The sequence below is a fragment of the Mycobacterium asiaticum genome (assembly GCF_001668675.1).
GTDB lineage: Bacteria > Actinomycetota > Actinomycetes > Mycobacteriales > Mycobacteriaceae > Mycobacterium > Mycobacterium asiaticum_D.
In genome coordinates this window covers 1-20385 of the sequence record NZ_LZKQ01000142.1, presented here as the reverse complement: position 1 = coordinate 20385, position 20385 = coordinate 1, and the positions used below count along the sequence as shown (strand labels likewise).

The 20385-nt window shown below is 67.5% G+C and carries 22 protein-coding genes and 2 pseudogenes; 8 read left to right on the top strand and 16 right to left on the bottom strand.

The window, feature by feature from the left end; translation table 11 throughout:
* Nucleotides 1–411 (top strand): annotated as a pseudogene (locus A9X01_RS30855) (two-component sensor histidine kinase); the annotation flags it as partial.
* Here A9X01_RS30855 and A9X01_RS12220 read toward each other — a convergent pair.
* Together A9X01_RS12220 and A9X01_RS12215 are read right to left on the bottom strand one after the other, a co-directional pair.
* Complete coding sequence (locus tag A9X01_RS12220) at nucleotides 326–715, bottom strand: hypothetical protein (RefSeq protein WP_065121032.1); 390 nt, start codon at nucleotides 713–715, stop codon at nucleotides 326–328. The pseudogene A9X01_RS30855 and the gene A9X01_RS12220 sit on opposite strands and share 86 nt — an antisense overlap.
* Nucleotides 712–1401, bottom strand: a complete 690-nt coding sequence (locus A9X01_RS12215; RefSeq protein WP_065121031.1) for a response regulator transcription factor — start codon at nucleotides 1399–1401, stop codon at nucleotides 712–714. Before A9X01_RS12215 ends, A9X01_RS12220 begins: the two co-directional genes overlap by 4 nt.
* 34 nt (nucleotides 1402–1435) lie before the next feature.
* Here A9X01_RS12215 and A9X01_RS12210 point away from each other — a divergent pair, with 34 nt between their 5' ends.
* From A9X01_RS12210 to A9X01_RS12205, 3 genes are all read left to right on the top strand, one after another.
* Nucleotides 1436–1744 carry a hypothetical protein gene (locus A9X01_RS12210; RefSeq protein ID WP_065121030.1) on the top strand — a complete coding sequence of 103 codons (309 nt, stop codon included), beginning with the start codon at nucleotides 1436–1438 and terminating at the stop codon, nucleotides 1742–1744.
* A 73-nt stretch (nucleotides 1745–1817) separates the two neighbouring features.
* Nucleotides 1818–2300 carry a hypothetical protein gene (locus A9X01_RS30850; protein WP_081282341.1) on the top strand — a complete coding sequence of 161 codons (483 nt, stop codon included), beginning with the start codon at nucleotides 1818–1820 and terminating at the stop codon, nucleotides 2298–2300.
* Nucleotides 2301–2518: 218 nt separating this feature from the next.
* Nucleotides 2519–2989, top strand: coding sequence for a nitroreductase family deazaflavin-dependent oxidoreductase (locus A9X01_RS12205; RefSeq protein ID WP_065121034.1), 471 nt, complete (start codon nucleotides 2519–2521; stop codon nucleotides 2987–2989).
* On the opposite strand, the gene A9X01_RS12200 is transcribed toward A9X01_RS12205, so the two are convergent.
* From A9X01_RS12200 to A9X01_RS12190, 3 genes are read right to left on the bottom strand one after another with little or no spacing between them, the layout of a single operon-like run.
* Nucleotides 2972–3337, bottom strand: coding sequence for a DoxX family protein (locus tag A9X01_RS12200; protein WP_065121029.1), 366 nt, complete (start codon nucleotides 3335–3337; stop codon nucleotides 2972–2974). The two genes, A9X01_RS12205 and A9X01_RS12200, sit on opposite strands and share 18 nt — an antisense overlap.
* 28 nt (nucleotides 3338–3365) lie before the next feature.
* Nucleotides 3366–4508, bottom strand: a complete 1143-nt coding sequence (locus tag A9X01_RS12195; protein ID WP_065121028.1) for an SPFH domain-containing protein — start codon at nucleotides 4506–4508, stop codon at nucleotides 3366–3368.
* Between the two features lie 30 nt (nucleotides 4509–4538).
* Entirely contained in the window at nucleotides 4539–4973 is a 435-nt protein-coding gene (locus A9X01_RS12190) for an NfeD family protein (protein ID WP_065121027.1), read from the bottom strand.
* A gap of 58 nt (nucleotides 4974–5031) precedes the next feature.
* Between A9X01_RS12190 and A9X01_RS12185 the strand changes: the two genes are divergently transcribed.
* Nucleotides 5032–5946, top strand: a complete 915-nt coding sequence (locus A9X01_RS12185) for an Rv1486c family protein (RefSeq protein ID WP_065121026.1) — start codon at nucleotides 5032–5034, stop codon at nucleotides 5944–5946.
* On the opposite strand, the pseudogene A9X01_RS12180 reads toward A9X01_RS12185, so the two are convergent.
* From A9X01_RS12180 to fabG1, 3 genes and pseudogenes are all read right to left on the bottom strand, one after another.
* Nucleotides 5912–6944, bottom strand: a pseudogene (locus A9X01_RS12180) (ferrochelatase). The gene A9X01_RS12185 and the pseudogene A9X01_RS12180 overlap by 35 nt on opposite strands.
* A gap of 5 nt (nucleotides 6945–6949) precedes the next feature.
* The gene (gene inhA / locus A9X01_RS12175; RefSeq protein WP_065121024.1) at nucleotides 6950–7759 is read right to left on the bottom strand and encodes an NADH-dependent enoyl-ACP reductase InhA; all 810 of its coding nucleotides are present in this window, start codon (nucleotides 7757–7759) and stop codon (nucleotides 6950–6952) included.
* A gap of 33 nt (nucleotides 7760–7792) precedes the next feature.
* Nucleotides 7793–8548, bottom strand: coding sequence for a 3-oxoacyl-ACP reductase FabG1 (gene fabG1 / locus A9X01_RS12170; RefSeq protein WP_065121023.1), 756 nt, complete (start codon nucleotides 8546–8548; stop codon nucleotides 7793–7795).
* Between the two features lie 152 nt (nucleotides 8549–8700).
* On the opposite strand from fabG1, the gene A9X01_RS12165 reads away from it, so the two are divergent.
* Nucleotides 8701–9630: a hypothetical protein gene (locus A9X01_RS12165; RefSeq protein ID WP_253849103.1), complete on the top strand. Its 930-nt coding sequence runs from the start codon at nucleotides 8701–8703 to the stop codon at nucleotides 9628–9630.
* Here A9X01_RS12165 and A9X01_RS12160 read toward each other — a convergent pair.
* From A9X01_RS12160 to A9X01_RS12135, 6 genes are all read right to left on the bottom strand, one after another.
* Nucleotides 9627–10634 (bottom strand): VWA domain-containing protein, encoded by a 1008-nt coding sequence (locus A9X01_RS12160; RefSeq protein WP_065121022.1) that lies wholly within the window; start codon nucleotides 10632–10634, stop codon nucleotides 9627–9629. The two genes, A9X01_RS12165 and A9X01_RS12160, sit on opposite strands and share 4 nt — an antisense overlap.
* A gap of 31 nt (nucleotides 10635–10665) precedes the next feature.
* Nucleotides 10666–11577: a DUF58 domain-containing protein gene (locus A9X01_RS12155; RefSeq protein WP_081282339.1), complete on the bottom strand. Its 912-nt coding sequence runs from the start codon at nucleotides 11575–11577 to the stop codon at nucleotides 10666–10668.
* Between the two features lie 32 nt (nucleotides 11578–11609).
* Nucleotides 11610–12734, bottom strand: coding sequence for a chaperone MoxR1 (moxR1, locus tag A9X01_RS12150; RefSeq protein WP_065121021.1), 1125 nt, complete (start codon nucleotides 12732–12734; stop codon nucleotides 11610–11612).
* Between the two features lie 131 nt (nucleotides 12735–12865).
* Nucleotides 12866–13585: an NlpC/P60 family peptidoglycan endopeptidase RipB gene (gene ripB, locus A9X01_RS12145; RefSeq protein WP_065037642.1), complete on the bottom strand. Its 720-nt coding sequence runs from the start codon at nucleotides 13583–13585 to the stop codon at nucleotides 12866–12868.
* A gap of 9 nt (nucleotides 13586–13594) precedes the next feature.
* Nucleotides 13595–15022, bottom strand: coding sequence for an NlpC/P60 family peptidoglycan endopeptidase RipA (gene ripA, locus A9X01_RS12140; RefSeq protein ID WP_065121020.1), 1428 nt, complete (start codon nucleotides 15020–15022; stop codon nucleotides 13595–13597).
* Nucleotides 15023–15256: 234 nt separating this feature from the next.
* Nucleotides 15257–15811 (bottom strand): Rv1476 family membrane protein, encoded by a 555-nt coding sequence (locus A9X01_RS12135; RefSeq protein WP_065121019.1) that lies wholly within the window; start codon nucleotides 15809–15811, stop codon nucleotides 15257–15259.
* A 399-nt stretch (nucleotides 15812–16210) separates the two neighbouring features.
* Here A9X01_RS12135 and A9X01_RS12130 point away from each other — a divergent pair, with 399 nt between their 5' ends.
* The gene (locus A9X01_RS12130; RefSeq protein WP_155772050.1) at nucleotides 16211–19030 is read left to right on the top strand and encodes an aconitate hydratase; all 2820 of its coding nucleotides are present in this window, start codon (nucleotides 16211–16213) and stop codon (nucleotides 19028–19030) included.
* A 20-nt stretch (nucleotides 19031–19050) separates the two neighbouring features.
* Nucleotides 19051–19626, top strand: a complete 576-nt coding sequence (locus tag A9X01_RS12125) for a TetR/AcrR family transcriptional regulator (RefSeq protein ID WP_065121017.1) — start codon at nucleotides 19051–19053, stop codon at nucleotides 19624–19626.
* A 59-nt stretch (nucleotides 19627–19685) separates the two neighbouring features.
* Here A9X01_RS12125 and A9X01_RS12120 read toward each other — a convergent pair whose 3' ends face one another.
* Together A9X01_RS12120 and A9X01_RS12115 are read right to left on the bottom strand one after the other, a co-directional pair.
* Complete coding sequence (locus tag A9X01_RS12120; RefSeq protein WP_065121016.1) at nucleotides 19686–19877, bottom strand: helix-turn-helix domain-containing protein; 192 nt, start codon at nucleotides 19875–19877, stop codon at nucleotides 19686–19688.
* A gap of 78 nt (nucleotides 19878–19955) precedes the next feature.
* A partial coding sequence (locus A9X01_RS12115) for an ATP-binding cassette domain-containing protein (protein ID WP_155772049.1) occupies nucleotides 19956–20385 on the bottom strand: 430 nt, incomplete at its 5' end.

The window sequence follows — 20385 nt, the reverse complement described above, 5'->3', positions numbered from 1 at the left end:
GTCCGTGCGCTCGTCGTCACCGTCGACGGCGCCACCTACGGTGATCCCGGTATCAGTCCCGATACCAAAGCCGGTCCGATGGTTCCGCCGCCGCGCCGTCCACCGCCGCCCGGCCATCCACCAATGCCGATGCCGATGCCCATGCCGGGCCCGCCGTCCGGTCCGCCACCGCCGCCACTGCCGCCACCTCCGCCCCCACCCGGGTTCCCACCGGACGGCACCGCGACGGTGCTGGTGCACCCACTGCCGGACGGCGCGCGGGTGATCCTGGTCGCCGACACCACGCAGACCACCCAAGTCACCCGGCAGTTGCGTCAACTGATGATCAGTGCCGGCCTGGCGACACTGGTGGTCGCGGCCCTGCTGCTGATCGCGGTGAGCCGGGCGGCGCTGCGGCCGTTGGACCGGCTTTGGTATCGGGACTGATACCGGGATCACCGTAGGTGGCGCCGTCGACGGTGACGACGAGCGCACGAACGCTGCCGCCGTTGAGTTCTTCGGCCAACAGGTCGGGCGCGGTGTGGGCCGCCGCCAGCGCGTCGGCGCGCGAGGTAGCGGCGAGCAACCGGTCGTGCAGATTGCGGCGGCCTTGCACGCCGAGGATGACGTCGACCGTCACACCGAGCACCAACAGCAGCACCGCCAGCAGCGCGATGACCAGCACCAGCACCCGGCGCTGCAGCGACGGTGTGGGTGTCACGCTTTGGTTCGTCATGACCGTGACGGCTGCAGGCGGTAGCCGATGCCGCGCACGGTGTGCAGGATGCGCGGCCCGTGCGCTTCGAGCTTGCGTCGCAACCCGCTGATGTGCACCTGCACCAGGTTCGGGTCGTATGCGTCGTAACCCCACACCGCGCCCAGGATCTGGCCAGCGCTGACGATCCGGCCGCGCTGTTCCACCAGGTAGTGCAGCAGCTTCAGTTCGGTGGCGGTCAGGTCGAGGCGATGTCCGTCGCGCGCCGCCACGCCCGCCTCGACGTCGAGGATCACGTCGCCGATCTGCACCACGGTGGGCAGACGCCCGCGGCGCCGCAGCACCGCGCCCACCCGTGACACTAGCTCGGCGAGCTCGAAGGGCTTGACCACGTAGTCGTCGGCTCCGCTGTCCAGGCCGCGCAGCCGGTCCGGTAACCCGTCGCGGGCGGTGATCAACACGATCCCGATCTCCCCCCACTCGCGGATCACGTCGATGAGCTCGAATCCGTCGCGGCCGGGCAGCATCACGTCGAGCACCACCAGATCGGGCCGCACGCCGTCCAGGGTCTCTTCCAATCCGTCGCCGTCACAACGGGTATCGGTGTGGTAGCCGGCGTCGGCCAGCGCTTCGCTGACCATTTCGCGGATGGTTTCGGAATCCTCGACCACCAGCACCCGCGGCGTGCCGACGCTGAACTCGGTCATACCTGGCGAGCGTAACTGGCGTTACGCTCACCGCGTGACCTCCACCAACACGCCGCCGGCCGCCCCACCGCCACCCGCCCGGCGGCATTCCACCGGTGTCGTGGTCGGCGCCGGGCTGGCGGGTCTGGCGCTCGGGGCTGCGGCCGCCTTCGCGGTGACCGGTCTGGTGTTCACCGTTCGCGTGCAGCTGCCCCCGCCGCCGTATCCGCAGTTTTCTTCGACGCCGAGTTATCCGCCGCCACCACCGGCGTCCAGCGTCGCGCCGGCACCCAGTGTCGGGCCGTCGTCAGCGCCCAGCCTGATCCCGGTGCCGCCGCCACTGCCGCAACCCGGCCCACGCTGAGTTCTTCAGCTCCACTTCAAGTTCGGCTCCTACCGTCGCGGTTGCCAATCAATCCGATGACGTGAGGAGTCGCATGACCTCCGAAGAATCCACGGTCGCCCCCGAGCAACCGGCCGCCGTGCCCGCACCCGCGGCTGCCCCGGTGGTGACGGAGAAACGCCGCCACTCCACCCGCGTGGTGTTCGGCGCCGGGCTGCTGGGCGGCTTGTTGGGTGCCATCTTCACCGCGGGGGCCGCTGCCCTGGTCATGGCCTTCGGCTTTGGGCCGCCCCCGCCGCCACCGGGATTCGGGCCTCCTGGACCGTCGCACTTCGGCGCCCCGCCGCCAGGCCCCGGCGGACCGATGGCCGGACCGAAGGGTCCGTGGGGCCACGGACCTATGGGGATGCGACCGCCGTTCCCGGGCGGACCGCCGCCGATGGGCCCTGGCGGGCCGGGTGCTCAGCAGGCGCCGGGGCCGGGCCAGCCGCCGGGACCGGGCCAGCCGCCGGGACCGGGCCAGCCGCCGGCATCGCCGTCGACCGGGCCCAGCGCATCGCCCGCTCCCCCGCGGTAGCTTCGCGGCCGCGAGGGTGCAGAGAATGCCACGCTGACCGGCGTGTCGCCGGACATCTGCGCACCCTCGCGGCGGGTTAGGCCGCAAACTACCGGCCACGCGCCCGACCTCATCCGCCGAGGGTGCGCGGAATGCCACGCCGACCGGCGTGTCGGCGGACATCTGCGCACCCTCGCGACACCCCACCGGCTCGTGGCACCCTCGAAGAAACGGAAGGGATCACGACCACGGGTACACCAGGCCTTGTCGCGCGGGCAGGCGCACGCCTGCTGCGCTCCCGCAAGCTTGTGCGCGCCCCGATCTGGATCTACAAAGCGGGCGCCGGGGCGCTATTCGGCTCTCGCATGCTGATGCTCGAACACGTCGGCCGCAAATCGGGCCTGCCCCGATACGTCGTGCTGGAGGTGGTCGGCCACCCCAGCCCTGACACCTACATCGTTCCTTCGGGTTTCGGGGCGAAGGCGCAGTGGTTCCGCAACATCCAGGCCAACCCGCGCGTGCGCGTCTTCATCCGTAGCCGCGCGCCCGCCGCGGCCACCGCACGCGTGCTCAGCGAAGAAGAAGCCGACGCCATCCTGGCCGAGTATCAACGCCGCCACCCGCGCGCCTGGCAGCAGTTCCAGCACGTCCTCGGAGAAACGCTCGGCGACCAACCGCTGCCGATGGTGGAGCTACGGATGGCGGGCTGACTCCGGCCCCTTGGCCGTCATCGCGGCGAACAGTCCCAGGAACACAGCCGCCGGCAGCGCGTTGGCGACCTTGTCCCGGACGCGGATGTGCGCACCGAGGGCCAGCACGAAGTAGAGCGTGAGCAGTGCGGTGGTCAGCCTGGCCAGGGCCGGATACCGGGTCACCGAGGCGAGTCCGACGGCCGAGGCGGCTTTCACCACCGGCAGCACCGGGCGGACGCCCTCGGGCAATCCGACGGTGTCCAGCGCGGTCGTGATGGGCGGCAGCGGAATCGCACACGCGACCGCATCGCCGGCCTGCAGCGCCGCCAGCGCCGCGTAGGTCTTGGGTGACGTCAAAGTGCTCATCCCACAATCCTATTGACGTAACTCGGGCCTATTGACGTAACTCGGGCGGGTTGCTCAACGGACGCTCGGCCGGATTGACTTGCAGGACCTCCGTCCTGGACCCCTGCCCGATTGCCGCATCCTCGTCACCGCGGAACCAGTCCGCGACCTCGGCATCGTCATCGTCGGCCGAGTGCCGCGGAGCGTCGTCGACCGGCGACGGCTCGAACCGGAACACACCGTCCTCGCCCGGTTTGCCGAGCAGCCTGGTGAACCCTTGCAGGGCCGCGTTGAAGTCGCTGGGCACCACCCACACCTTGTTGGCGTCACCGCGGGCCATCTCCGGCAGCGTCTGCAGATACTGATAGGCCAGCATCTCCGGCGTAGGCCGGCCGGCCTTGATGGCGGCGAACGTCTTCTCGATGGCCTTGGCCTGCCCTTGGGCCTGCAGGTAAGCGGCGGCTCGCTCACCCTGGGCGCGTAGCACTCGGGACTGCCGGTCGGCTTCGGCGGACAGGATGGCCGCCTGCTTGGCACCCTCGGCGGCCAGAATCTGCGAAGCCTTCTGACCCTCGGCCTGCATGATTGCCGCCTGCCGGGTGCCCTCGGCGGTCAGAATCATCGCGCGCTTCTCCCGGTCCGCCTTCATCTGCTTTTCCATCGAAGCCTGAATCGAGGGCGGCGGGTCGATGCTGCGCAACTCCACTCGGGCGACCCGTAGGCCCCAGCGACCGGTCGCCTCATCCAGCACCCCGCGCAATTGGGCGTTGATCTGGTCACGAGAGGTCAGCGTCTGTTCGAGGGTCATGCCGCCGACGACGTTGCGCAGCGTGGTGGTGGTGAGCTGCTCGACACCGACGATGTAGTTGCTGATCTCATATACCGCCGCCTGCGGGACGGTCACCTGGAAGTAGACGACGGTGTCGATGTTCAGCGTCAGGTTGTCCTCGGTGATGACGGGCTGCGGTGGGAACGACACGACCCGCTCGCGCAGGTCCACCCGAGCTCGGATGCGGTCGATGAACGGCACCAGCAACGTGAGTTGGCCACTGACCGTTCGGCTGTAGCGGCCCAACCGCTCGATCACCGCGGCCTCGGCCTGCGGTATCAACGCAACCGATTTGGCCACCACCACAATCGCGAAGATGACCAGGACGGCCAGAAACACCAAACCTGCAACTGCACCTTCCACCGGAGCCCCTTTCTCGAGCGCCTAGATGTCCTAGATGTCCTTGAAGACCACCGCCGTGGCACCGTCGATGTGCACCACGGTCACCGATTCGCCGGCTTCGAACACGTCGCCCGCATTGAGCGGGCGGGCCGTCCACACCTGGCCGTCCAGCTTCACCTGACCCGCATCGTGAGCAACCCTGTCCAGCACCAGGGCGCTCTTGCCCTCGAGCGCCTGAACACCCATCTTCACGGCCTTGCCGGAGGTCATCCGTCGCCGCAACGCCGGACGCACCAGCGCCAGCAGCATCACCGAGACGATCAAAAAGACCAGTCCGTCGGCCCACAGCGGCCAATCCATCAGCCAACTGCTCCCCGAAGCGGCCAGCGCGCCGCCCCCGAGCATCAGCAGGAACAGATCGCCGGTAAGGGCCTCCGCGCCGACGAGCAGCAAAGCTGCGATCAGCCAAACCAGCGCCACGGACATGCGCACAGAATACTGCGTGAACCACGCTAATAGCGGCGAACTATTACACTGCGAGATCATGTGGTGCCCGAGTGTTTCGTTGTCGATGTGGGCCAATGCCTGGCTCGCGGGCAAGGCCGCCCCCGACGACGTTTTGGACGCGTTATCCCTATGGGCGCCAAGGCAATCGGTGGCCGCGTATGATGCCGTAGCCGCCGGGCATACCGGCCTGCCGTGGCCGGACGTGAACGACGCCGGCACGGTGTGTCTGCTGCAGACGTTGCGCGCGGCGGTGGGCCGCAAGTCGCCGGCGGCGCCCGGACGCCTGCGAGGGACCATCAACGTGGTTCTGCCGGTGCCCGGCGACGTTCGTGGGTTGTCCGCGGGCACCCAGTTCCAGCGCGACGCGCTGGCCGCAGGCGAAGCGGTGATCGTCAGCAACCCGGACGAACCGGGCGCGGCGATCGGCCTCGTCCCCGAGTTCACCTACAGCGACTTCGATGACATCGACGACGACTCCGTCGTGCCCGAATTGTGCGCGCTGACGTGGATGGTGTACTCGCTGCCGGCCACCCCGGTGTTCGACCACCATGAGCTCGGTGACGCCGAGTACGCGCTGCGGTCAGCGGTACGCTCGGCCGCCGACGCCCTGAGCACCATGGGCCTGGGTTCGGCCAACAGCGACATCGAAGACCCGCGCGGCATGGTGGAGCAGCTGCTGGAATCATGTCGGCAGCACCGGGTTCCCGACCATGCACCGACACGCGCGCTCCGCGTGCTGGAAAACGCGGCACACGTTGATGCGATCATCGCGGTCAGCGCCGGGGCGAGTCGCCTGCCCGACCGGATGGCCGCCGGCCCGGAATTGCCGGGCACGCAGTCGTCCTCGGAAGGACAGATCGCCAATAGCGCCCTGCGGCCGTTGACGGCCGTGGTGCGTTCGGCGCGGATGGCGGCGGTCACCGCGATCCTGCACTCGGCCTGGACGGACTAGCGCGCAGCGCAATGCGGCGGCGCGCACCGCTCGCCGTTGGCGCTGGCCAGACACCCTGCCACCGGACCCGGGCCACTGACCCGTGCGGGCGCGCGCCCGTCCCGCAGCTCACCGATCAAATCCACGGCCAGCCGGGCGAATCGGCGGTCGGCGTTGGGTGTCGTGGCGCGCGCGAACGCGACACCCAGCGCCTCGGCTTGCTGCCGCAACTCAGTATCCAGGTCCCAGACCACCTCGATGTGATCGGCGACAAACCCGATGGGACAAACGATTACAGCCTTGGTGCCGACCTGAGCCAACGACGCGAGGTGGTCCCCGACGTCGGGTTCGAGCCAGGGCACTTGTGGTGGCCCCGAACGGGACTGCCACACCAGGTCGTAGTCGTCGTAGCCGGCCGCTGACGCGACAAGCCTTGCGGCGTAGGCGACTTGGCGGCTGTAGAGATTCGGGCCGCAGGGCCGGTCGGCGGCGATCGGCACGGAATGCGCGGTGAACACCAGCCGGGCACCCGCGGGCACGGTTGCGGCGGCCGCGGCCACCGCATCGGTGAACATCTCGACGAAAAGCGGGTGGTCGAAGTAGGTCCGCAGTTTGATGAGTTCCGGCGCGTCCGGGCCGGCCGCCTCGCGGGCCCGCGCGATGTCCTCGACGTACTGCGTGCAACTGGAATAGCCACTCCACGCCGAAGTGGTGAACACCGCGGCCCGCCGAACGCCGTTGTCGCGCATGGCCACAACGGCGTCTTCGGCGTACGGCTCCCAGTTGCGGTTGCCGAAATACACGGGCAGGTCCTGCTCGGCCTGCAACTCGCCGATCAGGGCCCGGTTGATCCCGTTGATCGGGGACACACCACCGAAATGCAGGTAGTGCTCGGCGACGTCATCCAGCCGCTCGGGCGGCACATTCCTGCCCCGGGTGACGTTTTCCAGGAACGGCCGCACCTGCTCGGGCCCTTCCGGCCCGCCGAACGAGAGCAGCAGGACGGCATCAAAGTCCATGATGCCTATAGCAACTGGGTGTGGGCGCCGCCGTCGGCGTAGATGATGTCGCCGGTCGTGGCGGGCAACCATTCGGACAGCACCGCACACACCGTCTTGGCGACCGGGGTCGGGTCCTTCATGTCCCAGCCGATCGGGGCGCGCTGGTCCCAGCCGTCCTCCAGCAGCTTCATCTGGGCTCCGGCTTCCTCACCGAGCGCGCCGCCGACGATGGCGCTCATCGCCAGGGTCCGAATCGGCCCGGCCGCAACGAGATTCGAGCGCACGCCGACCTTGCCGGCCTCGCGGGCTACGAACCGGTTGACCGATTCCAGGGCACTCTTGGCGACCGTCATCCAGTTGTAGGCCGGCATCGCGCGGGTGGGGTCGAAGTCCATGCCCACGATCGCCCCGCCGCGGTTCATGATCGGCAGCAACGCTTTTGCCAGCGATGCGTAGGAGTAGGCGGAGATGTGGATGCCCTTGGACACGTCCTCGTAGGGCGCCTCGAAGAACGGGTTGATGCCCATGCCGGTCTGCGGCATGAACCCGATCGAGTGCACGACGCCGTCGAGCCGGTTGTCCTGGCCGATCTCGGCCAGCACCCGGTCGGCCAGGGTGGACAGGTGCTCCTCGTTCTGCACGTCGAGTTCGAGCAGCGGCGCCTTCTCCGGCAGCCGGTCGGCGATGCGCTGGATCAGCCGCAACCGGTCGAACCCGGTCAGCACCAGCTGAGCGCCTTGCTCCTGGGCGACCCGGGCGATGTGGAACGCGATGGACGAGTCGGTGATGATCCCGGTGACCAGGATTCGTTTGCCTTCGAGCAGTCCTGCCATGTCTGTCCTAATGTCCTTGTGTCTTGAAGGGAATCAGTGGCCCATGCCCATGCCGCCGTCGACCGGGATGACGGCGCCGGCGATGTAGCTCGCATCCTCGGACGCGAGGAAGCTGACCACGCCGGCGACCTCGGCGGCGGTGCCGACGCGCTTGGCCGGGATGAATTGCAGTGCCCCTTCTTGGATGCGCTCATCCAGTGACCGGGTCATCTCGGTGTCGATGTATCCGGGGGCGACGACATTGGCGGTGACTCCGGCCTTGGACAGCTCGCGAGAGATCGAGCGGGCCATGCCGATCAGCCCGGCCTTGGAGGCCGCGTAGTTAGCCTGGTTGCCGATCCCCCAGCTGCCCGAGACCGAGCCGACGTAGATGATCCGGCCGAACCGCTTCTTCTGCATGCTGCGCGATGCCCGCTGGGTCACACGGAACGCCCCGGTGAGGTTCGCGTCGATAACCTTCTGGAAGCGCTCCTCGGTCATCCGGATGAGGAAGGCGTCCGCGGAAATGCCGGCGTTGGACACCAGCACCTCGACCGCACCCTGGTGCTCCTCGACCTCTTTGAAGGCGCGGTCAACGGCATCGTTGTCGGTGACATCGCACTCGACGGCGAAGAGGCCCTCGGGCGCACCGGATCCGCGGTGGGTGACGGCGACCTTGTGGCCGTCGGCGGCCAACCGCTGCGCGATGGCCAGCCCGATGCCCCGGTTTCCGCCGGTGACCAGGACTGAACGGGATACGAATGGGGGTTTGCCGACGGCGGGGGCGGCTTCAGTGGCTGTGTCAGTCACCCCGTCAACCTATCGCCTCGCCGTGGTTGGCTTGAAATCGCCTCGCTGGTGGCCCGGCCGCGAACCGAACCACACTGCGAATTCCAAGCCCAAATATCGCGGCCAGGTTCGGCTCGCGCAGCCCTGTCAGTGTGACGCAGCACACTTCGGGCATGACAGCTCCTTTTATGGGCAGTAAAGCCCTTGCTGCGGGCGCGCTGACGCCCTATCAATTGCGCAGTCGGTTTTTCGCCGTACACAAAGATGTGTATGTGCCGCGCGATGTCGAACTGACCGCACAACTCCGGGCGAAGGCACTGTGGCTGCGCTCGCGCGGGCGCGGCGTGCTGGCCGGCTACTCGGCGTCCGCCCTGCACGGTGCCAAGTGGATCGGCCCCGAACTCCCGGCGTCGATCATTCACGCGAATAGCCGCCGCGAGCCGGGCGTCCAGACCTGGGAAGACCGCATCGAGGTCGACGAGATCTGTCTGATCGACGGCATGCGCGTCACCACTGCCGAGCGGACCGCCCTCGACCTAGCCAGTCGGTTGCCGCTCGACACCGCGGTCGCCGCGGTCGACGCTTTGGTGCAGGCAACCGACGTCAAAGTCGCGGATGTCGAGCTGTTGGGCGAGCGGTATCGGGGCCGTCGCGGCATCAAAACCGCCCGAGCCGCTCTCGACCTGGTCGACGGCGGCGCACAGTCACCGAAGGAGACGTGGCTGCGCCTGCTGTTGATCCGCGCGGGCTTCCCGCGTCCGCAAACGCAGATCGCGGTGTGTAACGAATGGGGTTGGGCGGAGGCGTACTTGGACATGGGTTGGGAGGACATCAAAGTCGCCGCCGAATACGACGGCGACCATCACCTGACTAACCGCTACCACGTTCGGAAAGACATCCGTCGCCACGAAAAGGTGACACATAGCTACGGCTGGATCGTGGTGCGGGTGTTAGCCGGAGACCATCCCGCCGACATCATTGATCGAGTGCGGCGGGCCCGACTGGCGCGAGGAGTGGATGACAAGCTCACGAACCAAACCCCACTGCGAAATCCGCGCCCGGAATTCGCAGCCAGGTTCGGCTCGCGGAACCAAAGAAACTAGGTGGGCAGGCGCCGGTTGATCAGCAGCGCCGCCAGGCCGGCGATCGCCAGCACCAACGCGCCGAGCCGCAGCCAGCCCACGCTCGCGTCACCCTTGATGGTCTCGTAGCCGATCTGCTGCTGCAGAGAGGCGTAGACCGCCTTCAGCTCGGCCAAAGTCGCGGCGTTGTAAGCGTTTCCACCGGAAAGCTGCGCGACCTTCTTCAACGTCTCGTCGTCGACGGGCACCGGCTGACGCTGGTCGTTGATCTCGACGAAACCGTACGGCGTGCCGAACGAGATCGTCGAGATGGGCACGCCCTGGTCCTTGGCGGTGCGGGCAGCGGTGAAGGCGCCCTTGGGGTTGTCCGGGTTGGTCGGCATCGTCTCTTTGCCGTCGGAGAACAACACGATGCGCGCCGGCGGTGGCGTGTCGCCGCCACCGATCACCGCACCGACGGTGGCGATGGCCTGCAGCGCGGTGAAGATGCCCTCACCGGTGGCGGTGCGGTCGGCGAACTGCAGCTTGTCCAGCGCGGCCTTGGTGGCTTCCCGGTTGGTGGTGGGCGATACCAGCACCGTCGCGGTTCCGGCGTAGGCGATCAGGCCGAGGTTGATCCCCGGGGTGAGTTCGTCGGCGAACTGCTTGGCGGCCTCCTGGGCCGCGACCATCCGGTTGGGCTCGACGTCGGTGGCGCGCATGGACTGCGATACGTCGATCACCAGCATCACCACCGCGCGGTTGCGCGGGATCCGCACGTCGTTCGTCGGCCCCGCCATGGCCACGGTGAACAACACCAGCGAGAGTGCCAGCAGAATCGCGGGTATGTGCCGCCAGCGCGAAGGCCGTTTGGGCGCAACGCTTTCCAGCAACTCCATATTGGCGAAGCGCAGCATCCGTCGCTGCCGCGCCAGCTGCAGCACCACATACAGGGCAATCAGCCCGGCGACGACGAACAAGAACAGGAAAAACCACGAGTGTTCGAAGCCGGACAGTGTCATCGGCCCCAGCAACGGCAACGTCATAACAGACCCGTCTTAAAGGTGAGCAATTCGGTCACCGGCGTCCCGCCATCGCCCCACGCCGGCGGGAGGAGATGAAACGAACGATGTCGGCAATCCAGTCGCGGTCGGTGCGCAGCGTCATCACCGGGGCGCCGCACCCGCGGATGGTGCGGGCCACGTCGTCGCGGTGCTTGGCGGCGGCTCTGGCGAAGTCCGTTTGCAGCTGCGTGTCGATGGTGAATTCGCGCACGGCGCCGGACTCGGCGTCCTGCAGCACCACGTCACCGATATCGGGTAGTTCGACGTCGCGCGGATCGAGTACCTCGACGGCCAGCACCTCGTGGCGGGCCGCGATCGCGCGCAGCGGTCGCATCCAGTCGATCGGGCCGAGGAAGTCGCTGATGATCACCGCCATGCCGCGACGCCGTTCGGGTCGGCGCAGGGCGTCGATGGCCGCGGCGAGGTCACCGCGCACTCCGACCGGCGCCTTGGGGGTGGTCGCGATGGTGCGCAGCAAGGTGTGCACATGCTCCCGACCGGACCGGGCCGGAACCCGAATCATGTTGTCGCCGTTTGAAATCAACGCACCCAGCCGGTTGCCGCCGCCGACGTTGAGAAAACAGATCGCCGCCGCGGCCGCCACCGCCAGGTCCCGCTTCTCGCACGTCGACGTGCCGAAGTCCAGGCTGGCCGACATGTCGACCACCAGCCAGGTCTCCAGCTCCCGGTCGGCGATCATCTGCCGAACGTGGGGGTGGGTGGTACGGGCGGTCACGGCCCAGTCCATCCGGCGCACGTCGTCACCGGGCTGGTAAACCCGCGACTCCCCGGGTTCGCTGCCGGGCCCCGGGATGAGACCGAGGTGGTCGCCGTGCAGGATGCCGTCCAGCTTGCGGTTGACGGTCAGTTCGAGGGTACGCAGCGCCGCCGACAACTTCGGGTCGTCGATGGTGCCGCGCAGCATCGAGGGCGGATGGCGAACCGCCTTCTTATCTGTCACCGACCGCCCACCGCGGCGCCCTGCATCACCGGGCCAACCGAATGTCCTTGCTGCGGAACGGCGTTCACCTGCGGCAGGGCCACCGTCTGCAGGACTCGGTTGATCACCGTCTCGGCGGTGATCTCGTCGGCGAGCGCGTCGTAGGTGAGTACCAACCGGTGCCGCAGCACGTCGGGGATGACGTCGATGATGTCCTGCGGGATCACGTAGTCGCGCCCACGCACCAGGCCCAGGGCCCGGGATGCGGCGATGATGCCCAGCGAGGCGCGCGGCGAGGCGCCGAACGCGATCCAGGTCTTGACGTCATTCATGCCCAGCTGCTCGGGGTGCCGCGTCGCGGTGACCACCCGGACGACGTAGTCGACCAGGGCGTGGTGCACGAAGCTGTTGGCGGCGACGGTCTGCAGGCGCAGCAGGTCGCCGGTGTTGAGGATTTGCTTGGGCTGCGGCGGGGTCACGCCCATCCGGTAGATGATCTCCCGCTCCTCCTCGGGGGACGGGTAGCCCACGTTGATCTTGAACAGGAAGCGGTCGCGCTGTGCCTCGGGCAGCGGGTAGACACCCTCCTGCTCGATGGGGTTCTGGGTTGCCATCACCAGGAACGGATTGGGCAGCGGGAAGGTCTTGCCGCCGATGGAGACGTGGCGTTCGGCCATCACCTCGAGCAGCGCCGACTGAACCTTCGCGGGGGCACGGTTGATCTCGTCGGCGAGCAGGAAGTTGACCACCACCGGGCCGAGTTCGGTGTCGAACTCCTCCTTGCCCTGGCGGTAGATGCGGGTACCGACGATGTCGGTGGGCACCAGGTCCGGGGTGAACTGGATGCGGGCGAAGGTGCCGCCGACCACGCGCGCGAAGGTCTCCACCGCCAGGGTCTTGGCGACGCCGGGCACACCTTCGAGCAGCACGTGGCCCTTGGCCAGCAGGCCGACCAGCATGCGCTCCACCAGCTGGTCCTGGCCGACGATGATCCGCTTGACCTCGAAAATGGCCCGCTCGAGGGTGTGCACCTCGGCGGCCAGGCCATCCGAGCCGCCTGAAGAGCCACTGACGTGCGCCTCCTGGGTCGGCGGGGCCGAATGCCCACCCGGACCCGGGTAACCGCCTCCTGCTGATGTCATCAACAACCCTCCACAGCTCATCCCGACACGACTGCCGACCCGACTAATGTCACCGGGCAGCGACGTGCCCGCGTTCAACTATTCCAGGCGTCTGGGGATCCGTCGACGCACGGTCAAGCAGGCCGCCCGGCTCAGTACTCGATGATCCTAGTCAGATAGGGCGTCATCCCGGGTTTGCGCACCGGGCTGATGGTGACCTTGCCGGCCAGGCTGGAAGCCTCCAGCATCTGCCCGTTGCCCAGATACATGGTGACGTGCTGGCTGCCGTTCGGCCCATAGAAGATGAGGTCGCCGCGCCTGGCTTCGTTCTGCGGAATGTGGCGCCCGGCGTTGTACTGGTCGCCGGAGAACCGCGGGATCAGCACACCGACGCCGGCGAACGCGTACCGCATCAGCCCCGAGCAGTCGAAGCCGTTGATGTTCGCCCCGTCGTCCACGCCCTTGCTGGGGCCCTCCAGCGAGCCACCGCCCCACGAGTAGGGGACGCCCATCTGGGACCCGGCGCGCTTGATCACGTGCTCGATCGCCTGCCTGCCGTTTGCCCGCGGGATGCGGCTGCCGCTGGTGTTGGTCGACGCGGCCGGCGCGGCCGGACCGCCCAGGTTGATGCCCAACCCGCTGAGGAACTGCTGACCCAGGTTGAGCGTGGTCTGGGTGGCCTGAGCGGTGGCCTGCAGCGAGGCGTTGGCGACCGCGAGCGGGTCGCCCGGAGCGCCGGCGCTGATCGCGGCCGGCAGGGTCGGGTCCCACTCCCCCGGGTCGGCCGCGGCCGGGGCGGCCACAGCGAGCAAAAGCCCGGTCACCAACACGGTGATCCAGGCTAGGGAGAAACGAATTCGCTTGTGACGCATGAAACCTCGTTAATACTCGATATAGCGGACTACGAAGGGCGTCATACCGCTGGTGCGCACGGGGGCGGTCCGGACCTTCAGACCGATGTCGGGCGCCTCGAGCATCTGGCCGTCGCCGAGGTAGATGGTCACGTGCTGAGAGCCGCCCGGCCCGTAGAAGATGACGTCGCCGCGGCGCATCTGAGCGGTCGGGATCTTGCGGCCGAGGTTGTACTGCGACCCGGAGTAGTGCGGCAGCTTGATGCCTACGCCGGCGAACGAGTACAGCACCAGGCCCGAACAGTCGAAGCCGGTGATGCCGGCCCCGGAGTCGATTCCTTTGCTTGGGCCGGCGGCGTTGCCGCCGCCCCAGGAGTACGGCACACCGATCTGGGACATGCCGCGACGGATGACGTACTCGGAGGCCTGCCGGCCGTAGACCCGGGGGATCCGGCCCGACCTCGCTCCGGAAGGCGCGTTGGTGATGCCGGTGTCGTCGGGTTTGAGGATGCCCAACTGCTGCAGGAAGTTGCGCCCCATCTGCGCGGTGACCTGCGCCGACGTCGCCGAATATCCGAGCACCTGGTTGACGACGGCGATCGGGTCGCCGGGGATGTTGGCGCTGGGCACCTGCGGCAGAGTGGGGTCCCAGCCGTCCCAGCGGCGGCCACCGCCGGGGCCGTCGGCGGAGTCCCACATGCCGATCGGCGGGGCGCCCTGGCCGCCGGCGGCCTGCCACGCCACCAGCCGCGCCTGCTGCAGCTTGGCCTCGGCCTGTTCGCGTTCGGCGGCGACACGGTTCACTTCATCGCGCTGCTCGTCGAACTTGCGCTGGGTCTCGCTGAGCGCGGCCGCCGCCGCGTCCTGGCTGGCCTTGGCGTCCGCGGCGGCTTTGTCGGCCTTCTCCTTGGCCAGCCGCGCGGCCGATTCCTTGTTCAGCTGTTCGGTGCGGGCCCGCTCCAGCTTGGCCATCACGGCCGCCGCGCTGGCGGCCATGGTTCGGGTGGCGGTCGCCGCGGCGATCATGTCCTCGGGGCTGCGCGCGGTGAGGTAGCCGTCGGAGGGACCGTTCATATAGGTGGCCGCCGCGAAGGTGTTGAAGCGGTGTTGGGCCGCGGCGATCGCGGCGGTTGCGTCCTTGACCGACTGCTGGGTGGCCTCGAGTTCGCGGCCGGCCACCTCGGCGTGTTCGCGGGCGTCCTCCACGGCCACCAACGCCTTGTTGACGCTCTCCTGCTCCATCTCTACTGCGGCGCTCAGATCTTCCAGGCGCTGGTTGGCCTTGGCGACATTGGCGATCAGGACCGCCATCGAATCGGCGGCAGGATCTGCCCAGGCGACCCCGGTGGCGAGCTCGGGCGTGCAGAACAGCAACGCCGCGCTCATTACCACCGGGACGGCTGGTCGTAACAGCCTGGCGGCGGTTCGCGTAGCGGAGCTGGGGCTTGTCCGTCTCATACGACGTCGATCTCCTTGGGGCTCATCTCGGACGGACGGCGCCGAAATGCACTGGTAGCGCCATTAGCATCACAAGCATCATTCGCACCGTACGTCACAGCTGTCCCCAAAGAAACGCAAGTCACAAATTGCACTCTGGAAGTGCGTTTACTGTGACCCAACAGTGACCTGGTGGGTTTGCCGAACTAGCGGCGTAGGCGCTGCAGCGGCAGCGATAAAAGGGCGGTAAGCTCGCTAGACGCTCGGGTTGTCGGCGTCCTCGGCGATCTCCGCCGGGGCGCCCGACGTTGCTGGCTGCCTGTTGCGGAGCTGCATGACGCGCCCGACGACGGCGGCGGCAAACACCACGATCAGCAGGACGATCGTCAACGCCGTCCAGGGGAACTCGGGGGTGTTGAGTTCGTTCAGAAAGTTCTGCGCGGACTGGGTGGGATTGCCGGTCTTGGAGTGGTCTTCACCGGCTTCGAGCGTCACCCGCGGGTAGTGCGAGCTGTAGCTGCCGACATAGCTCGGGCTGAGCACCAGCACCGTCGAATCGGGGTGTTCGGCGCCGACAACGGTCGCGATGTCGCGCAGTGGGGTGTCGCTGGGCGGGTTGTGGTCGAGCAGGACGATCTTGAGGTTGATGCCGTCGCCGCGAGCCTGGTTGACCACCTCGAGCAGACCGGGCTCGGCCGCGGGCGCCGCCGCGACGCCGTCGACGGCGACCTGCGCCTTGATCGACTCGATGTCCACGTCCTGCGGAATGTATTCCGGCAGAAACGGGATCGTCTGCGGCAGGTTGGTCATCGTCGTCGTCGCTCCTCTCAGCCCGAGCGTCACGCTGGGGTGGCGCTCGGCTACCGCCGTCACTCTAGTGGGACGCTCGGCCTAGTGGGACGCTCGGCGTACTGGTCAGCGACCGCGCAGGGCAGCGCATCGCTCCTCTCATCCCGAACGTCACGCTGGCGTGACGCTCGACCACCGCCGTCACTCTGGTGTGACGCTCGGCGCGCTGCGCAGCGTATCGGTGGCGTATCGGGCAGCGCATCGCCCGGCCTATCAACCCCGGGGCTTCCCCCGCAGAGCCGACAGGACAAGACTGGCCGGTACGGGTGCTGCGTTTTGCAGGACAAGCGTACTGTTAAAGTGGCACCGCATTCGTCGACACGGCCCGTCGGCGAAGAGAACTTAATCCAGGGAGTTGATGTGACTAGCAAAGGTTCGGTGAATTCGTTCGAAGCTCGCGACACCCTCGAGGTCGGTGACAACAGCTACGAGATCTATCGTCTCGACGCGGTCCCCAACACGGAGAAACTCCCTTACAGCCTCAAGGTCCTGGCCGAGAATCTGCTGCGCAACGAAGACGGCAGCAACATCACCAAGGAACACATCGAGGCCATCGCGAACTGGGACCCCGAAGCCGAACCGAGCATCGAAATCCAGTACACGCCGGCCCGGGTGGTCATGCAGGACTTCACCGGGGTGCCCTGCATCGTCGACCTGGCCACCATGCGCGAGGCCGTCGGCGACCTGGGCGGTGACCCCGACAAGGTCAACCCGCTGGCGCCGGCCGACCTGGTGATCGACCACTCGGTGATCGCCGACCTGTTCGGCACCGCCGATGCGTTCGAGCGCAACGTCGAGATCGAATACGAGCGCAACGGCGAGCGGTACCAGTTCCTGCGCTGGGGCCAGGGCGCTTTCGACGACTTCAAGGTGGTCCCGCCGGGCACCGGCATCGTGCACCAGGTCAACATCGAGTACCTGGCCAGCGTGGTGATGACCCGCAACGGACAGGCCTATCCCGACACGTGTGTGGGCACCGACAGCCATACCACCATGGTCAACGGCCTCGGCGTCTTGGGCTGGGGCGTCGGCGGGATCGAGGCTGAGGCGGCGATGCTCGGCCAGCCGGTGTCGATGCTGATCCCCCGCGTCGTCGGGTTCAAGCTGACCGGTGAGATCCAGCCGGGTGTCACCGCCACCGACGTGGTGCTGACGGTCACCGAGATGCTGCGCAAGCACGGCGTCGTCGGCAAGTTCGTCGAGTTCTACGGCGAGGGCGTGGCCGAGGTGCCGCTGGCCAACCGCGCCACCCTCGGCAACATGAGCCCCGAATTCGGCTCCACCGCAGCGATTTTCCCGATCGACCAGGAAACCATCGACTACCTGAAGTTCACCGGGCGCAGCGAGGAGCAGCTGGCGCTGGTCGAGGCTTATGCCAAGGAGCAAGGCCTGTGGCACAACCCCGAGCGCGAGCCGGCGTTCTCCGAATACCTGGAGCTGGACCTGTCCGAGGTGGTGCCGTCGATCGCCGGGCCGAAGCGCCCGCAGGACCGGATCGCGTTGTCGGCGGCGAAAGCCGCGTTCCGCGAACAGATTCCGAACTACGTCGGGGACGACCCGGACAAGAAGGACTACTCCAAGCTGGACGAGGCGGTCGACGAATCCTTCCCCGCCAGCGACCCCGGTCAGCCGCAGAACGGGCACGCCGACGACAAGCCGGAGGTGTTCTCGGCCGCCCAGAACGCCAAGGGCCGGGCGAGCAACCCCGTGACGGTGAAGTCCGACGAGCGTGGCGAGTTCGTGCTCGACCACGGCGCGGTGGTGATTGCGGCCATCACGTCGTGCACCAACACGTCCAACCCCGAGGTGATGCTGGGCGCGGCGCTGCTGGCCCGCAACGCCGTGGAGAAGGGCCTGGCCTCCAAGCCATGGGTGAAGACCACCATGGCGCCGGGCTCGCAGGTCGTCAACGACTACTACGAAAAGGCCGGTCTGTGGCCGTATTTGGAGAAGCTGGGCTTCTACCTGGTGGGCTACGGCTGCACCACCTGCATCGGTAACTCCGGTCCACTGCCCGACGAGATCTCCAAGGCAGTCAACGACAACGACCTCTCCGTGGCGGCGGTGCTGTCCGGCAACCGGAACTTCGAAGGCCGGATCAACCCGGACGTGAAGATGAACTACCTGGCCTCGCCGCCGTTGGTGGTCGCCTACGCCCTGGCCGGCACCATGGACTTCGACTTCGAATCCGACCCGCTGGGCAAGGACAAAGACGGCAATGACGTCTTCCTGAAGGACATTTGGCCGTCGCAGAAGGACGTCTCGGACACCATCGCCTCGGCGATCAACCAGGAGATGTTCACCAGCAACTACGCCGATGTGTTCAAGGGTGACGAGCGGTGGCGGAACCTGCCGACGCCGAGCGGCAACACCTTCGAGTGGGACCCCGACTCGACGTATGTGCGCAAGCCTCCGTACTTCGACGGCATGCCCGCCGAGCCCGAGCCGGTGGCCGACATCACCGGCGCCAGAGTGCTTGCCCTGCTGGGTGATTCGGTGACAACCGACCACATCTCCCCCGCCAGCAGCATCAAGCCGGGCACCCCGGCCGCGCAGTACCTCGACGAGCACGGCGTCGAGCGCAAGGACTACAACTCCTTCGGTTCCCGACGCGGCAACCACGAGGTGATGATTCGCGGCACGTTCGCCAACATCCGGTTGCGCAACATGTTGCTCGACGACGTCTCGGGCGGTTACACCCGCGACTTCACCCAGGATGACGCGCCCCAGGCCTTCATCTACGACGCGGCGCAAAACTATGCGGCACAGGACATTCCACTGGTGGTGCTGGGCGGTAAGGAGTACGGTTCCGGATCGTCACGGGACTGGGCGGCCAAGGGAACGCGGCTGCTCGGGGTGCGCGCGGTGATCGCCGAGTCGTTCGAGCGCATCCACCGCTCCAACCTGATCGGCATGGGCGTGATCCCGCTGCAGTTCCCGGACGGCAAGTCCGCCAAGGACCTGGGACTCGACGGGACCGAGGTGTTCGACATCACCGGTATCGAGGAGCTCAACAACGGCAAGACACCGAAGACGGTGAAGGTCAAGGCCAGCAAGGACTCCGGAGACCCGATCGAGTTCGACGCCGTGGTGCGGATCGACACACCCGGAGAGGCCGACTACTACCGCAACGGGGGCATCCTGCAGTACGTGCTGCGGAACATGCTCAAGTCTGGCTAGCGTCCACACCAGGCCCGCTCGTGCCCAAAGTCAGCGAGGACCATCTGGAGGCCCGGCGCCGTCAGATCCTCGACGGTGCCCGCCGCTGTTTCGCCGAGTACGGCTACGACCAAGCCACGGTGCGACGGTTGGAGCAGGCGATCGGGATGTCGCGCGGCGCGATCTTCCACCATTACCGGGATAAAGACGCCCTGTTCTTCGCGCTGGCGCGCGAGGACACCCAACGGATGGCGGAAGTCGCGTCGCGCGAGGGGCTGATTCAGGTGATGCGCAACATGCTTGCCACGCCCGAACAATTCGACTGGTTGGCCACTCGCCTGGAGATCGCCCGCAAGCTGCGCCACGACCCGGAGTTCAGCCGCGGCTGGGCCGAGCGGTCGGCGGAACTCGCCGCCGCGACCACCGAACGGCTGCGCCGCCAGAAGGAGGCCAAACGGGTGCGCGACGACGTGCCCAGTGACGTCCTGCACTGTTATCTGGATCTGGTGCTGGACGGGCTGGTGGCCAGGTTGGCTTCCGGGGAAGATCCGCAGCGGCTTGCAGCCGTCCTGGATTTGGTCGAAAACTCAGTTCGCACAGCCGATTTGACCGATTGAGCGGACGAGCGCAGCGCGACTGCGAGCAAAGGGATTCTCGCAGTCGCGCTACGCCGCGTTCAGCGGGACCGGGAGCGGTGGTTGGGCCCGCCGCGGCTGCGCATCGTGGTGCCCGACTCGCGCAGCATGCTGTGGACCGACCCGTAGGACCGGCCGGTGGTAGCCGCCAGGTTGCGGATGCTGGCGCCCTTTTCGTAGGCGTTGCGCAACTCGTGCAACATCTCCTCGCGGGTCTTCTTCGACTTCCGCATCGAGAACCTCCACGGCTACCCCCTGGCATTCAGGGTAAGAATCCCGCGGCGAATTGGGGATGTTTTTGCCGAAACCGATCAGGCCAACTCGATGAGGTCCCGGTACTCCTCGGACCAATAATCCTCGGTGCCGTCGGGAAGCAGCAGGACACGCTGCGGATCCAGCGCCTCGGCCGCGCCCGGGTCGTGCGTCACCAGCACCACCGCGCCTTGGTAGCTGCGCAGCGCGTCCAGCACCTGCTCGCGCGAGGCCGGGTCGAGATTGTTGGTCGGTTCGTCGAGCAGCAACACGTTGGCCGTCGAGGCCACCAGCCCGGCCAGGGCGAGTCGGGTTTTCTCACCACCGGACAGCGTGCCGGCGGGCTGCTCGAGTTGCGGGCCGCTGAACATGAACGCCCCCAGCAGGCCACGCAGATCCTGCTCGCCCGACTCGGGCGCGGCGTGGCGGATGTTCTGCCAAACGGTGGCGTCGTTGTCCAAAGTGTCATGTTCCTGCGCGAAGTACCCG